At 66.6% G+C, this 13,341-nt stretch carries 17 protein-coding genes; 3 read left to right on the top strand and 14 right to left on the bottom strand.

Annotated elements, in window-relative coordinates; translation table 11 throughout:
- Positions 1–11: 11 nt before the first annotated feature.
- From rpsR to PQI23_RS02910, 6 genes are all read right to left on the bottom strand, one after another.
- Positions 12–272 carry a 30S ribosomal protein S18 gene (rpsR, locus tag PQI23_RS02935; RefSeq protein ID WP_010155628.1) on the bottom strand — a complete coding sequence of 87 codons (261 nt, stop codon included), beginning with the start codon at positions 270–272 and terminating at the stop codon, positions 12–14.
- A 48-nt stretch (positions 273–320) separates the two neighbouring features.
- The gene (gene ssb, locus PQI23_RS02930) at positions 321–863 is read right to left on the bottom strand and encodes a single-stranded DNA-binding protein (protein ID WP_339971387.1); all 543 of its coding nucleotides are present in this window, start codon (positions 861–863) and stop codon (positions 321–323) included.
- Positions 864–866: 3 nt separating this feature from the next.
- Entirely contained in the window at positions 867–1,229 is a 363-nt protein-coding gene (gene rpsF, locus PQI23_RS02925) for a 30S ribosomal protein S6 (RefSeq protein WP_339971386.1), read from the bottom strand.
- Between the two features lie 137 nt (positions 1,230–1,366).
- Positions 1,367–2,017 (bottom strand): hypothetical protein, encoded by a 651-nt coding sequence (locus tag PQI23_RS02920; protein ID WP_339971384.1) that lies wholly within the window; start codon positions 2,015–2,017, stop codon positions 1,367–1,369.
- Between the two features lie 25 nt (positions 2,018–2,042).
- Positions 2,043–2,861 (bottom strand): PIG-L family deacetylase, encoded by an 819-nt coding sequence (locus PQI23_RS02915; protein WP_339971382.1) that lies wholly within the window; start codon positions 2,859–2,861, stop codon positions 2,043–2,045.
- Between the two features lie 15 nt (positions 2,862–2,876).
- Positions 2,877–4,328, bottom strand: a complete 1,452-nt coding sequence (locus PQI23_RS02910) for a CCA tRNA nucleotidyltransferase (RefSeq protein WP_339971380.1) — start codon at positions 4,326–4,328, stop codon at positions 2,877–2,879.
- A 53-nt stretch (positions 4,329–4,381) separates the two neighbouring features.
- Here PQI23_RS02910 and PQI23_RS02905 point away from each other — a divergent pair, with 53 nt between their 5' ends.
- The 3 genes from PQI23_RS02905 (at position 4,382) to trxA (ending at position 8,063) form a co-directional block, all read left to right on the top strand.
- Entirely contained in the window at positions 4,382–6,658 is a 2,277-nt protein-coding gene (locus PQI23_RS02905) for a DUF6049 family protein (RefSeq protein ID WP_339971378.1), read from the top strand.
- Positions 6,659–6,757: 99 nt separating this feature from the next.
- Positions 6,758–7,711, top strand: a complete 954-nt coding sequence (trxB, locus tag PQI23_RS02900) for a thioredoxin-disulfide reductase (RefSeq protein WP_339971376.1) — start codon at positions 6,758–6,760, stop codon at positions 7,709–7,711.
- A 28-nt stretch (positions 7,712–7,739) separates the two neighbouring features.
- On the top strand, positions 7,740–8,063 hold the full coding sequence (gene trxA / locus PQI23_RS02895; protein WP_010155619.1) for a thioredoxin: 324 nt from the start codon (positions 7,740–7,742) through the stop codon (positions 8,061–8,063).
- Between the two features lie 123 nt (positions 8,064–8,186).
- On the opposite strand, the gene PQI23_RS02890 is transcribed toward trxA, so the two are convergent.
- From PQI23_RS02890 to rpmH, 8 genes are read right to left on the bottom strand one after another with little or no spacing between them, the layout of a single operon-like run.
- On the bottom strand, positions 8,187–9,200 hold the full coding sequence (locus tag PQI23_RS02890; RefSeq protein ID WP_339971373.1) for a ParB/RepB/Spo0J family partition protein: 1,014 nt from the start codon (positions 9,198–9,200) through the stop codon (positions 8,187–8,189).
- A gap of 3 nt (positions 9,201–9,203) precedes the next feature.
- Positions 9,204–10,118: a ParA family protein gene (locus PQI23_RS02885; RefSeq protein WP_339971371.1), complete on the bottom strand. Its 915-nt coding sequence runs from the start codon at positions 10,116–10,118 to the stop codon at positions 9,204–9,206.
- Positions 10,111–10,773: a 16S rRNA (guanine(527)-N(7))-methyltransferase RsmG gene (gene rsmG, locus PQI23_RS02880; protein WP_339971369.1), complete on the bottom strand. Its 663-nt coding sequence runs from the start codon at positions 10,771–10,773 to the stop codon at positions 10,111–10,113. The genes PQI23_RS02885 and rsmG overlap by 8 nt, the downstream gene beginning before the upstream one ends.
- A 39-nt stretch (positions 10,774–10,812) precedes the next feature.
- The gene (locus tag PQI23_RS02875) at positions 10,813–11,319 is read right to left on the bottom strand and encodes a Jag family protein (RefSeq protein WP_339971367.1); all 507 of its coding nucleotides are present in this window, start codon (positions 11,317–11,319) and stop codon (positions 10,813–10,815) included.
- Positions 11,319–12,272 carry a membrane protein insertase YidC gene (gene yidC, locus PQI23_RS02870; protein WP_339971365.1) on the bottom strand — a complete coding sequence of 318 codons (954 nt, stop codon included), beginning with the start codon at positions 12,270–12,272 and terminating at the stop codon, positions 11,319–11,321. The genes PQI23_RS02875 and yidC overlap by 1 nt, the downstream gene beginning before the upstream one ends.
- Positions 12,273–12,276: 4 nt before the next feature.
- Positions 12,277–12,582, bottom strand: coding sequence for a membrane protein insertion efficiency factor YidD (yidD, locus tag PQI23_RS02865; protein WP_445238398.1), 306 nt, complete (start codon positions 12,580–12,582; stop codon positions 12,277–12,279).
- Positions 12,582–12,944, bottom strand: coding sequence for a ribonuclease P protein component (gene rnpA / locus PQI23_RS02860; protein WP_339971362.1), 363 nt, complete (start codon positions 12,942–12,944; stop codon positions 12,582–12,584). Before rnpA ends, yidD begins: the two co-directional genes overlap by 1 nt.
- A 26-nt stretch (positions 12,945–12,970) precedes the next feature.
- Positions 12,971–13,108, bottom strand: coding sequence for a 50S ribosomal protein L34 (rpmH, locus tag PQI23_RS02855; RefSeq protein WP_010155609.1), 138 nt, complete (start codon positions 13,106–13,108; stop codon positions 12,971–12,973).
- Positions 13,109–13,341 lie beyond the last annotated feature (233 nt).

Genomic DNA, 13,341 nt, shown 5'->3' with positions numbered 1-13,341 from the left:
TTCTCTGCTCCTTACCGGCCGGAACCGGCGTAGGGGAGGAGAGCCATCTCGCGGGCGTTCTTCACGGCCTTCGCGATGAGTCGCTGCTCCTGAACGGACACACCGGTGATGCGACGGGCGCGGATCTTTCCACGCTCGGAGATGAACTTGCGGAGCGTTGCGACATCCTTGTAATCGATGACGCCGACGGTCTGCTTCTTCGCGGGTGCGAGGGTCTTGGCGTTCTTACCGCGACCCGGCTTGCGGGCTGTGCCGCTGGACTTGCCTGCCATAATTGGTCTCTTTTCGTGATGCGTTCCGGCTGAGCCGGATCAAGAAGTTTAGAAGGGTTGCTCGTCGTCGAAACCGCCGCCGAAACCGCCGCCTGACTGACCCTGACCCGAATTGGTCCAGGGATTGTCCTGCTGCTGAGGAGCTGCGGGCTGGCCCCAGCTGCTCTGCCCGGCGGGCTGGTTTCCACCCGAGTTCGCGCCACCGAAGCCGCCGACCTGACCACGAGCCTGGCCGCGCGCGACCTGTGCTGTGGCGAACCGGAGCGACGGGCCGACCTCTTCGACCTCGAGGTCGAGAGAGGTGCGCTGCTGGCCCTGGTTGTCGGTGTAGCTGCGCTGGGTGAGGCGGCCCTGCACGATGACGCGCATGCCCTTGGTGAGGGATGCCGCGATGTTGTCGGCGTACTCGCCGTATGCGCGGCATCCGAGCCACAGCGGTTCGCCGTCCGACCAGTCACCCGACTGACGGTCGCGCACGCGGGGGGTCGAGGCGATCCGGAAGGTCACCCACGACTTTCCCGCCTGGCTGACGCGCGGTTCCGGGTCGGCAACGAGGTTGCCGACGACTGTGATCAGCGGCTCGCCGGCCATGAGCTAGGCGCCGACCTTCGCTGCTGCGCGAGCAGCCTTGGCCTGGTCGCGCTTCTTCTGCTCTGCGCGCTGGGCGATGAGCTCGTCGGAGCGCAGCACCTTGGTGCGGAGCACGGCCTCGGAGAGACCCAGCTGGCGATCGAGCTCAGCGGTGGCCTCGTGCGACGCGGTGAAGTTCACCACGACGTAGATGCCTTCGGACTGCTTCTTGATCTCGTAGGCCAGACGGCGCTTGCCCCAGATATCGGTGCTCTCGATCTCGCCGCCCGCATCGCGGATGACGCCGAGGAACTTCTCGATGCTGGGGGCCACGGTGCGCTCGTCGATACCCGGATCGAGGATCACCATCAGTTCGTACGGATGCATTATTGACCCACCTCCTTCGGACTTCACGGCCACAGGATTTCTGTGACAGGAGGGTGTTGATACATCATGCCGTCGCGCAGCGCAGGGTGCACTGAACGCAGACAACTTCAACAGCTTAGCACCTCGTGCCCGAAGCGTCATACAGAGTGTGGCGTGCGTGCGACCCCGAAGAACTGCAGTGTGAAGTCGTACCACGGGCCGCTCATGACGATCGGACGCCAGCCCGTATCGCGGCCGCGGCGTCGAGCCGCGTACGAGCCGACGCAGACGTACGCGACGCGATCCGCCCGGGCCTCGTAGACGTGCACGATGAGATCCCCGAGATTGTGCCATTGCGGCATTCCGAGCTGCTGCAGCGCCGCGAGATCTCCGGCTCTCAACTGCTGGTAGATCCATTCGTTCCAGGCGTCGTCCGAGTGCCACGTGCGCTCGAACACGCGCACGACCGGCGCTCCCGTCGCACGACGGCGAAGCGCATCCGCGCTGCGGTTGAACCAGAGGCGGTGACGGATCATGAATGCTCCGCCGATGGAGAGGGCGAGGAGGAAGAGGAGCCCGAAGGGGATCAGCGCGAGCGTCAACGCCCGGCTCGCGCCCGCGGCTGCTGAGCAGTCGACGCCGGGGCGGCACACCGCCTCCGCGTTCGAGGAGGAACCGAGGGCGACGGCGATGAAGATCGTGCCGAGCACTACGAAGCCGATGGACCAGGCCAGGTGGAAACCCACGGTGCTCCGCTTGATCTCCGGCAGGCTCAGCAGCTGCTGAACCGGGTCGTGATATCGACTCATCCTCGCTCCGTTCCGCCCCCGGGTCTCAGTCCGCCGAGGAAGAGGACCCCGGCGAACCCGCCACCGGTGTCAGGCGCCGGAACGCCTCGACCGTGCCAATCGGCTCGCGCTGCCCGCCGACGTGCACGATCTCGTCCCCGTCGACCGTGAGCTGCGTGCCGTACGCCCGCAGCGCCGCGACCTTACGCGGAAGCCAGGGGGAGACGTCGTACGCCTCGACCGACTCGCTCGCGTGCACGGGGGCGACATCGCTCGCGAAGACGTCGGAGACGATGCCCCAGAACGGGATCTCCAGAGCGTGCGCGACCGCGCGCGCGATGCGATGCGCGAAGACGTGATCCGGGTGCCCGTACCCGCCGCCGTCGTCGTAACTCACGATCGCCTGCGCACCCGAATGGAAGGCGGCGGCGAGGAGATCGTTCAGCGCCTCCACCGCGGGGGCCGAGGTGAGCGCATCCGGGCTCGCATCCTGCGCCGCCGTTGCGCGCCCGTCCGGGCCCCATGCCATACCCGAATCCTCGTAGATCACCGGGGGATGCCCTTCGGCGCGCGCCGGCTCGACTCCGAGGAACGCGTGGCGATCCACCCCCAGCATGCCGAGCGCCGTCTTGAGTTCGTTCTGACGAGCGACCGCGATTCCGTGCGCTGCCACCAGCGCCTCCAGCGGGCCGGCCACCACCTCGCCGCGCTCCCCGCGCGTGAGCGTCACGAGCAGGGGCTCCCGACCGGCCTCCGCGAGAGCCGCAAGGGTGCCACCGGTCGCGATCGTCTCATCGTCGGGATGCGCGTGCACGAACAGCACCCGCGCACGCCCGTCGAACCAGGTCGAAGCAGTCTCACTCACGTCACGATCTCCCATTCACTCGTCGCCGTGCTCGGCGTACCACGCGCGCAGCCTCGTCTCGGCTGCCTCCGCCCCGATCGGCCCCTCGTCGAGACGCACCTCGAGCAGGTAGCGATACGCGCGGCCGACCGCCGGCCCGGGTCGAATGCCGAGGATCCCCATGATCTGCTCGCCGTCGAGCTCGGGACGCACCGCCGCCAGCTCCTCGGCCTCCGCGAGTTCGGAGATCCTCCGCTCGATGTCGTCGTAGGCATGATCGAGTCGCTCCGCTTTGCGCCGATTGCGCGTGGTGACGTCAGCCCGAGTCAGGATGTGGAGGCGCTCGAGTTCTTCCCCGGCGTCGCGGACGTAGCGGCGCACCGCCGAGTCCGTCCACGGCTGGTCGCTGTACCCGAAGAACCTGAGGTGCAGTTCGATGAGCCGAGCGACGCGCTTCACGGTGTCGTTGTCGAACCGCAGTTCGCGCAGTCGCTTCTTCGCGAGTTTCGCACCCACCACATCATGGTGGTGGAACGTGACACCGCCCCGTTCGAAGCGGCGCGTCGCGGGTTTGCCGATGTCGTGCAGCAGCGCCGCGATCCGCAGAACGATGTCGGGCGCCACTGCCCCTGCGTCGCCTCCGGCCCGCGCGCCACGCGATCGTTCGAGCCCGATCGCCTGCTGCAGCACGGTGAGGCTGTGCTCGTAGACGTCCTTGTGCCGTCCGTGATCATCCTGCGTCGCGATGAGCGCCGTGAGCTCCGGCAGGAAACGCTCGGCGAGGCCCGTCTCGACCAGCAGTCGGATGCCCGGGAGCGGGTCGCCGGCCGACAGGAGCTTCACGAACTCGTCGCGGATCCGCTCGGCCGAGATGATGTCGAGCCGTTCTGCGAGTTCCTCCATCGAGACCCGAGTCTCCTGACCGACCTCGAACCCGAGCTGCGCGGAGAAGCGCGCAGCCCGCAGCATGCGCAACGGATCGTCGGTGAACGACTCCTCGGGGGCGCCCGGCGTGCGGATCTTGCCCGCGAGCAGATCCTCGAGCCCCCCGGAGACATCGACGAGGCGCAGATCGGGGAGCATGAGCGCAAGCGCGTTGATCGTGAAATCGCGGCGCACGAGGTCGCCCTCGATCGTCTTGCCGAAGCGCACCTCGGGCTTTCGCGAGTCGTCGCGATACGTCTCCGCGCGATACGTGGTGATCTCGACCGTCTCGCCCAGTACATTCGCCGCGATCGTGCCGAAATCGCGCCCGACATCCCAGACGTTCGTCGAGACGGCGTCCAGCACGGCTCGCGTCTCGTCCGGGTGAGCAGACGTGGTGAAGTCGAGATCCGTCACCGGTCGGCCGAGCAGCGCGTCGCGCACCGGGCCGCCGACGAGGGCGAACTCATGACCGCGTTCGGCGAAGGCTGCGGCGAGTGCCGCGACCGGCGCCGAACCGGCGATAGCGCGCAACGCATCCATGGATGCAGCGAGGGAAGGCATCCCTCTAGGGTACTCGGCTCCGCGTGGTAGGTCCGGTCCCTAGACTTGACGCCATGCTCCCACTCCTCCGTCTGCACGCGCGCGCTGTCGGATCGTGGGCGCTCGCCGGAGCCGTGCTGGCCGGAGCCGTCTTCGGAACGTCGGTCGAACCTCCGAGGAGCGCGGATGGCGCCCCGATCACATCCGAGACCGGTGGGGGAGCGGACGTCGAGCTCGTGGTCTCGCCGCGCGAACCCGTGATCGCAGCTGCAGACGATGAGGTGCAGTTCGGCCTGCTGATCCGGAATTCGACCTCCGCCGCATTGCCCGCCGGCACGGTGTCGCTCGAGCTCGACGCAACGCGCCTGAACGATCCCGCAGAGCTCGAAGAGGCGCTCCCCGAGTCCGCGATCCGCTTCGCGGAGGCCGAAGTGGGATCGACCGCTCCCGGCGCGGATCAGACGGTGACGGTGACGGTACCCCGCGGCGAGCTGCCGATCGGTCCGAACGCGGCCGCGGGGGCGTATCGCGTCGGTGCGACGCTCGAGTTCGTCGAAGCTCCTGAACCGGGATTCGCGTTGTTCGGAGCAGAACCCACCGATCAGACCGCTGTCGTCCCGGCGACGGTCTCGAGCGGAACCTCGATCGTCTGGAAGGGGGCGGGTGCGCAGAGCGTCCCGTTGAGCGTCATCGTGCCGTTCGTGCTGCCCCCCGATATTCGTACGCTGCCGACGCGCGGCCAGCTCGAGGATCTCGCTCCGGGCTGGGATCGCTTGCTGACGGCTGCTCGAACGCACGAGGCGACGCTCGCGATCGACCCCCGCGTGATCGCGGGTATCCGCGCGTACGGCGACGAGGCGCCGCGGAACGCCCAGTTGCTGCTCAACCGCCTCGAGACCACCCCGCTTCCATCATTCCTCCTGCAGTTCGCCGACGCCGACCCGTCCGCGCAAGCGGCGCTCGGGTTCACGACGCTGCTGGAGCCCACCAGCCTCGACTTCGTCAGCAGGTTCGGGAGCTTCTCCGAGGCACCGGCGTCCGATGCGGGCACCGAGGCCGATGCGGACTCCGGCCCCAGCTCCGGCTCCGGCTCCGGCTCCGATAGCAACTCCGTCGCAGATGGCGCATCCGGCACCGAGAGCACTGACTCCGCCGACGAAGCCGACGCCGGCGCCGAATCGACTCCCGAAATCGAGCCGGAGTCAGCTCCGCTTCCCGCGCTGAGCGACCTGCTCGCGTGGCCCCAGCAGGAGTCGCTGCACGCCTGGCCGGCGGAGGGCCGAGCTGACCCGGCACTGCTCCCGCTGCTCGAGAGCGAAGGCGTTGACAGCCTCGTGCTGAGCTCGGAGGGAGTCGAGCTCGCCGGCGGGCCGCGGGGGAGTATCGGAGACACCGAGGTGACGGTCACCGACGCGGAGCTCGACCGCGCCGCCCGCACCGCGCTGCGAGCGGCGACCGAGACCGAGCGCTCCGGAGGAGTGGCGCGAATCGCCGCGGAACTCGTACTGGAGGCCCAGGACGGTTCCGACGGGGTGGTACTCGCCCTCGACCGGGGGGCGACCGGGGGCGCGGCCGATCCGGCGGCTCTGCTCGAGCAACTCGAGACCTTCGCGTGGACCTCGCCGACGGCGATCGCCGAGCAGGGCACGGGATCAGTCGAACTTCGACCGTCCGGCCCGCTGCAAGACCGACTCGAGCTCCTGCGTTCCGCATCGAACCGCGAGGGATCCGTGAACGAGGTCGGCGCGGTGCTCACCCATCCCGAGTACCTCAGCGGTTACCAGCGCACGCGTCTCCTGGAGCTCTTCTCGACGCGGTACGCCGGCGATGAGGGCGGTTTCGCCGACGTCGCGGCCGCCTTCCGGGAGCGCGACGCCGAGCTGCTCAGCGGGGTTCAAGCGATCAGTACCGAGCACATTCAACTCGTCGGCAGTTCATCGCGCGTCCCCGTGCAGCTGCGCAACGCGCTTCCCTTCGACGCCGCCGTCACGGTCGATGTCGAACCGGCATCAGCAGCCCTCTCCGTGGAGGAGCGCCGCTTCGAGGACGTCATCGTGCCGGCGGAGACGACCGAGCGCGTGCTCGTGCCCGTGCGCAGTCGCGTCTCGTCCGGAGAATCGGGTCTCGTCGTCAGCGTGTCGGCGGCCGACGAGCAGACGACGGTGTTCACGGGCACGCTGTCGATCACCATCCGCAGCAGCATCGAGACAATCATCTTCTGGTCGCTGGGCGGGCTGGCGGTGCTGCTCCTCGTATTCGGCATTCTGCGGAGCGTGCGCCGCAGACGTCATCGAGCCGAGGGATCGTCGGGAGCGCAGGACGCCCCAGAGGAACCGGCTCGGGCGATGTAGTCCCGGCCTCAGTCGCCAGGAATACCGCGCGCCTAGGATGGGTTGTATCATCCGAGCGGTCATCACCGCGACCCAATCACCAGGTGTGCAAGGAGCGTCATGCACCAGATCATCATCATCGGATCCGGCCCGGCCGGTTTCACCGCGGCGATCTACGCCGCGCGCGCCGGCCTCGAGCCTGTGCTGTTCGCGAGCGCGGTCGGCATCGGCGGCGAGCTCATGAACACCACGGAGGTGGAGAACTTCCCCGGGTTCCCGGAGGGCGTGCAGGGACCCGACCTCATGCAGAAGATGCAGGAGCAGGCCGAGAAGTTCGGCACGGAGGTCGTCTACGACGACATCACCGAGGTCGATTTCACCGGCGACGTCAAGCGCGTCACTGCCGGCGACGGGTCGGTTCACGAGGCCCGCACGGTGATCTACGCGACGGGCTCGGCCTATCGCAAGCTCGGCATCGCCGACGAGGATCGCCTCTCCGGTCACGGCGTATCGTGGTGCGCAACCTGCGACGGCTTCTTCTTCCGCGAGAAGACGATCGCGGTCGTCGGCGGAGGCGACTCCGCGATGGAGGAGGCGACGTTCCTCACCCGCTTCGCCGACAAGGTCTTCGTGATTCATCGTCGCGAGGAGCTCAAGGCGTCGAAGATCATGCAGCAGCGGGCGTTCGACAACCCGAAGATCGAGTTCGTGTGGAACTCCGAGGTGGCTGCGATCCACGGCGAAACCGAGGTCACGGGCCTCACGCTCCGCGACACGGTCGACGGCTCCGAGAAGGACCTCGCCATCGAGGGCCTGTTCATCGCTATCGGCAACGACCCCCGTACGCACCTCGTGCACGGCAAGCTCGACTTGACGGACGATGGCACGATCGCGGTCGAGGGACGCAGCTCGCGCACATCGGTCCCCGGTGTATTCGCGGCGGGTGACGTGATCGACCCGTCGTACCGCCAGGCCATCACGGCTGCGGCCTCCGGCACGGTCGCCGCCCTCGACGCCGAGCACTACCTCGCTGCGCACGAGCAGGCCGAGCAGATCGCACTCGCGACTGTCTAACCGCAAGAACACGTCAGAAGGAGTCACCATGTCACAGGCAATCACCGTCGACGAGCAGAGCTTCGAGCAGGCCGTCCTCCAGAGCGACGTTCCCGTTCTCGTCGATTTCTGGGCTGAGTGGTGCGGCCCCTGCCGCGCCGTCGCGCCCGTGCTCGATCAGATCGCCGCCGAGAACGAGGGCAAGATCGTGATCGCGAAGCTGAACGTCGACGAGAACCCGAATCTCGCCGCTCAGTACCGCATCACGTCCATTCCTGCGATGAAGGTCTTCAAGGGCGGCTCCGAGGTGCGCGAGATCATTGGCGCCATGCCGAAGCCGATGATCGAGAAGCACCTCGACGGCATCATCTGAAGCCAGTGAGCTGAAGACACTTTCAGCTCAGAGTGACGGCCGGCAATCGATTCGACGATTGCCGGCCGTTCTCATGTTCGGAGAGCCCTCTACGGCCGCCTCTGCGGATAGCGGAGGAGTTCCTCAGGCGCCGAAGCCGGGATCACCGAGGTCGGTGAGAATACGCTTGAGATCGGCGATCGTCGCGAAGTCGATGACGATCTGACCCTTCTTCGCGCCGAGCTTGACAGCCACTCGCGTGTCGAACCGGTCGCCCAAGCGCTCCGCGATCTCCCCGAGCTGCGCCTGTACGCCTCCCGCTCGGGGCTTCGGCCTGTTGCGCTTCGGCTCCTCCGAGGCGGCGGCCTCGGCCGCGCGCACCGAAAGTCCCTCGTTCACGACCTTGTCGGCCAGCCGCTGCATCGCGTCGACGTCGCCATCGAGCGAGAGGATCGCACGCGCGTGGCCCGCCGACAGCACCCCCGCGGCGACGCGCGCCTGCACGGGCTCCGGCAGCCGCAGGAGACGGATCGTGTTCGAGACCTGCGGACGCGAACGTCCGATGCTCTCGGCGAGCTGCTCCTGCGTGATCCCGAAATCGGCGAGCAGCTGCTGATACGCCGACGCCTCCTCGAGCGGGTTCAGCTGTGCGCGGTGCAGGTTCTCGAGCAGTGCGTCTCTCAGCATGTGCTCATCGGCGGTGCTGCGCACGATCGCGGGGATCGTGTCGAGACCCGCGCGCTTCGACGCGCGCAGTCGGCGCTCGCCCATGATCAGTTCGTACCGCGCACCCTCGGCGGGCACCGGTTCGATCGCGCGCACCACGATCGGCTGGAAGACTCCGAACTCCCGAACGCTGTGGGTCAGCTCTTCGAGCGCCTCCTCATCGAACTCGGAACGGGGCTGAACCCGGTTCGGCACCACGTCTTCGACGCTGAGTCTCGTGAGACGCGCACCCGGCACCTCCTGGAGGGGAGGCGCGGTGTCACCCTCGGGGGCCCGCTTCTCGTCCGCCTCAGGATTCGGAGTGGCACTGACGGCGGCAGGCGCCGCGCCTGAGGGGAAGAACACGTCGACAGGGCGCTCCTCGCCCGATGACGTCTGCGGAATGAGCGCGCCGATTCCGCGACCGAGACCGCCTCGTTTCTTGGTCGCCATGCGTTAGGCCTTTCCGTCTTGCTGAATGTCACCTGCGGCTTCACCGGCGCCGCGTTCCGCGATCTCGGCGGCCGCCTCCAGATAGGCGAGCGCTCCGATCGATGCTCCGTCATAGGCGTGCACCGTCTGTCCGTAGCTCGGCGCCTCCGAGATCCGCACCGATCTGGGCACGATGGCGCTGAGCACTTGGTCGGGGAAGTGCTCGCGCACCTCGCCCGCTACCTCCTGCGCGAGATTCGTTCGAGCGTCGTACATCGTCAGCAAGATCGTCGAGATGCGCAGCCCGGGGTTGAGATGCTTCTGAATGAGTTGGATGTTCCCGAGAAGCTGGCTCAGACCCTCGAGCGCGTAGTACTCCGTCTGAATCGGGATCAGCACCTCATCCGCCGCGACGAACGCGTTCACCGTGAGGAGACCGAGAGACGGAGGGCAGTCGATGAACACGTAGTGGTACGTGCGCTCCGACTCCGCGAGGAAGGTCTGGAGAGCCGTGCGCAGGCGCTGCTCTCTCGCGACGAGAGACACCAGCTCGATCTCGGCGCCGGCGAGGTTGATCGTCGAGGGAACGCACCAGAGATTCTCGTGATCTGACGTCGGCTGCAACGCATCGGGAATCGTGTCGTCCCCGAGCAGCACGTCGTAGATGCTCGTCACCTCCGGCCGGTGGGGTACACCGAGAGCGGTCGAAGCATTCCCTTGCGGATCCATGTCGATGACGAGCACCGTCGCTCCGCGGCGAGCCAGAGCCGCCGCAAGATTCACGGTGGTCGTCGTCTTGCCCACGCCCCCCTTTTGATTGGAGACCGTGATGATGCGCGTCTCCGCCGGGAGCGGAGACACCGTTTCGGCGAGTTTGCGCCGTCGCCGAATCTTATCGACGAGATGGTCGCCGACGAGCGATTTCTCCGCTTCAGCCATGTCTCACGATTTTAGCTCGAAAGACACGGGTCGTTTCAGCGAGCAGACCCTCGGAGACGAGATCCGTGCCGAGCTCGGACACCTCGACGTCGCGCACTCGGTACTTCTGCAGCACCTTGGCCGCCGCTCCGATCTCGTTCTCCACCGAGGCACCCTTCAAGAACAGCATGTCACCGCCGTCCCGAAGGAGCGGAGCGGTGAGCGGGACGAGCCTCCGCAGCGCTGTGACCGCGCGCGCCGTGATCTGATCCACTTCGAACGCGCCGTGGAATTCCTCGGCGCGGCCCCGTCGTACTTCAGCGTTCACCAACCCGAGTGTCTGAATCTGCTCGGCAAGCCATGCGCAACGCCGCTCCATCGGCTCGACGAATACGAAGTGCGCATCCGGTCGCACGATCGCGAGAACCAGGCCCGGCATGCCTCCGCCGGTACCGATGTCCGCGACCTGGGCACCGCTGACGATGAGGGGAGCGAGCAGCGCACTGTTGAGCAGGTGCCGAGTCCAGAGTCGGGGCGCCTCCAGCGGACCGATGAGACCGAGCTCCTCGCCGCGCTCGCCGAGGTCTGCGGCGAACGCCCGAAGCACGTCAATGCGCTCGCCCGCCATCACGGCGGCGGCAGCAGGCTCCTGCTCTGTCACCTGCTCAACGGGCATGGTCGTCCTTCCGGAGTTTCACGTGAAACGGCGCTGCGTTTAGGCGCGGCTGATGACGAGGCGGCGATCGCGGCCCTCACCGCGGGACTCGGAGAAGTACCCGCGATCCGCCACGTCGTCATGCACCAGCTTGCGCTCATAGGAGGACATCGGTTCGAGCTCCACGTGCTCACGGCCCGCCGCAATCTGCGCGACCGCAGCATCGACCATGCGCTTGAGTTCGACCGCCCGGGCATCCCGGGAGCCGCCCACATCGACGATCAACCGCGAGAAACGACCCGTCCTCGCCTGCACCGCGAGACGAGTCAGGTCCTGCAGCGCCTGCACGGCGTCGACGCTCGCGAGACGCTCGAGGTCGGCGTCGCCTCCGGTCACCGAGACGTAGGCGCGTCCATTGGCGACGTCGATGTCGATGTCGCCATCGAGATCAGCGATGTCGAGCAGGCCCTCGATGTAGTCGGCGGCGAGATCGCCGTCAGCCTCGAGTTCCGCGAGACTGAGCTCGTCAGTGGTCGATCCGGGAGCAGTGCGGTCGTCCGTCACCATCACTTGCCTTTCTTCTTCGAACGCTTGGCGCTGATCGGCTGCTGCCGCTGACCCGTCTTCGCAGGAGCGATCTCTTCGCCGCGAGCCTGCGCGCGCTTCTCGTCGTCGGTCAGCTTGCCCTTCGCCTTGAGGCGTTCCTGACGCGCTCGCCAGGCGTCACTGCCGGGCGTCGGCATGTTCCGGATCACGATGAACTGCTGGCCCATCGTCCAGAGGTTCGAGGTGAACCAGTAGACGTTGAGCGCGAGCGGGAATGCAACACCGGAGAAGAGGAACGCGAAGGGGATGATGTAGAGCAGAATGCGCTGCTGGCGGTACATCGGAGAGTTCTTCGTCTCGTCGGAGACGTTCTTCGACATGATCTGCAGCTGCGTGAAGAACTGCGATCCGATCATCAGGATGACGTTGATGCCGAGCAGCACGACGACGGTCCAGTTGCCGGACTCCCAGCCCTGCGTGAAGGTCATCTTCAGCGGAGCGCCGAAGAGTTCCGCGGCGTTGAAGTTCTTCGTGAGCTCCGCCGTCATGAAGCCGATGCCCGTCGTGTTGTCCGACGCATGGCGCAGCACGTAGAAGAGCGAGAAGAATACCGGCATCTGGATGAGGATCGGCAGGCACGACGAGAACGGGTTCGTACCGTGCTTCTTGTACAGAGCCATCGTCTCCCGGCTCATGGCCTCGCGGGAGTACTGATCCTTCTTGCCCTTGTACTTGTCCTGGATCTTCTTCATCTCGGGAGCGAGATCCATCATGCGACGCTGCGACTTGATCTGTCGCACCGTGACTGGGATGAGCGCGGACCGAACCACGACGACGAGACCGATGATCGACAGCACCCACGTCAGACCGGACTCCGGATCCATGCCGAGCCAGGTGAAGGCCTGGTGCCAGACCGCGAGCACGAGCTCGACGAGCCAGCGCAGCGGCCACAGGATTGTTTCGAAGAAGTCCACCGGGTTAAGCCTTTCGCTCGATGGGGCGGACGAAGCCGCGGGTGTTGGTCACGAAGTGGGAGTGCGCTCGCTGCGGCACGTCATCGATGCCGCCGGGCGTGAGAGGATTGCAGCGCAGCAACCGCCACGCGGTGAGAGCGGTTCCGACGATGAAGCCGCGGGATTGATACGCGTCAACAGCGTATCTGGAACACGATGGATAATACCTGCAGACTTCGCCGTACAGCGGAGAGACGAGTCTGCGATAGGCGTGCATGCAGGCGAGCGCGGCATTGCGCGGGGCGAGCCACAGCTCCGTCATGACTCGCATCATGTCGCCACCTGCGCGGGAGTCTGCCAGCGTTCCACACGATCGAGCGCGCGATTGATCTCTCGATCGAGTGACGCGAAATCCGCTTCGGCCGAGGCCGGAAGAGCACGAAACACCACGTCGACCCCCGCTATCCCTGACCGAAGGCGTTGCTCCACGATCGTCTTCAGGCGTCGGCGTAGCAGGTTGCGCGTCACCGCGTTCCCCACCGCCTTCGAGATGATGAACCCGAACCTCGCTTCTGAACCCGTCGAACGCAAAACCGCGTGGGTGATGCACAATGCACCACCCACGCGGCGTCCGGCACGAACGGTCTGCCGGTAGTCCTCTCCGCGGGTCACTCGATTTCGCCGTGCAGGCATGATCGATCCCGGGGGGAGTACGTCGATTACGCGGTGAGCTTCGAGCGGCCCTTGCCGCGACGAGCCGCCACGATCGCGCGGCCGGCGCGCGTGCGCATGCGGGCGCGGAAGCCGTGCACCTTGGCGCGGCGGCGGTTGTTGGGCTGGAAGGTACGCTTGCTCATAATGAAGACTCCGTGACTTATGGAATAGATCCCCGTGCCTCTCGGGCGGCGAGGAAGTCGGATGCAGGTCGCCCGCGTGCGTGCGACCACGCGCGTGATCAAATCGTTTTCGAGCACACGATGACGCACTCGTCGTACACGAGCCACCCATACAAGGTCTTCACTCTACGCCTTCACCCCGATTCCGTCAAAGTTCGCCGCGATTCTGGTGGGTTCGCACACGGAGTTCTCGC

This window comes from Leucobacter sp. USCH14, from assembly GCF_037619215.1.
Lineage (GTDB): Bacteria > Actinomycetota > Actinomycetes > Actinomycetales > Microbacteriaceae > Leucobacter.
The sequence above is the reverse complement of the archived record's forward strand: the minus strand, read 5'-3'. Positions and strand labels throughout refer to the sequence as shown.

What these genes read in the sequence shown, in the direction of transcription:
- trxB (WP_339971376.1), top strand. Translation starts at nt 6,758, where the DNA reads ATGCACCAGATCATCATCATCGGATCCGGCCCGGCCGGTTTCACCGCG.
- ssb (WP_339971387.1), bottom strand. Translation starts at nt 863, where the DNA reads ATGGCCGGCGAGCCGCTGATCACAGTCGTCGGCAACCTCGTTGCCGAC.
- PQI23_RS02920 (WP_339971384.1), bottom strand. Translation starts at nt 2,017, where the DNA reads ATGAGTCGATATCACGACCCGGTTCAGCAGCTGCTGAGCCTGCCGGAG.
- PQI23_RS02910 (WP_339971380.1), bottom strand. Translation starts at nt 4,328, where the DNA reads ATGCCTTCCCTCGCTGCATCCATGGATGCGTTGCGCGCTATCGCCGGT.
- rsmG (WP_339971369.1), bottom strand. Translation starts at nt 10,773, where the DNA reads ATGCCCGTTGAGCAGGTGACAGAGCAGGAGCCTGCTGCCGCCGCCGTG.
- yidD (WP_445238398.1), bottom strand. Translation starts at nt 12,582, where the DNA reads ATGCGAGTCATGACGGAGCTGTGGCTCGCCCCGCGCAATGCCGCGCTC.
- rnpA (WP_339971362.1), bottom strand. Translation starts at nt 12,944, where the DNA reads ATGCCTGCACGGCGAAATCGAGTGACCCGCGGAGAGGACTACCGGCAG.
- PQI23_RS02885 (WP_339971371.1), bottom strand. Translation starts at nt 10,118, where the DNA reads ATGGCTGAAGCGGAGAAATCGCTCGTCGGCGACCATCTCGTCGATAAG.
- rpsR (WP_010155628.1), bottom strand. Translation starts at nt 272, where the DNA reads ATGGCAGGCAAGTCCAGCGGCACAGCCCGCAAGCCGGGTCGCGGTAAG.
- trxA (WP_010155619.1), top strand. Translation starts at nt 7,740, where the DNA reads ATGTCACAGGCAATCACCGTCGACGAGCAGAGCTTCGAGCAGGCCGTC.
- PQI23_RS02905 (WP_339971378.1), top strand. Translation starts at nt 4,382, where the DNA reads ATGCTCCCACTCCTCCGTCTGCACGCGCGCGCTGTCGGATCGTGGGCG.
- PQI23_RS02890 (WP_339971373.1), bottom strand. Translation starts at nt 9,200, where the DNA reads ATGGCGACCAAGAAACGAGGCGGTCTCGGTCGCGGAATCGGCGCGCTC.
- rpmH (WP_010155609.1), bottom strand. Translation starts at nt 13,108, where the DNA reads ATGAGCAAGCGTACCTTCCAGCCCAACAACCGCCGCCGCGCCAAGGTG.
- PQI23_RS02875 (WP_339971367.1), bottom strand. Translation starts at nt 11,319, where the DNA reads ATGGTGACGGACGACCGCACTGCTCCCGGATCGACCACTGACGAGCTC.
- rpsF (WP_339971386.1), bottom strand. Translation starts at nt 1,229, where the DNA reads ATGCATCCGTACGAACTGATGGTGATCCTCGATCCGGGTATCGACGAG.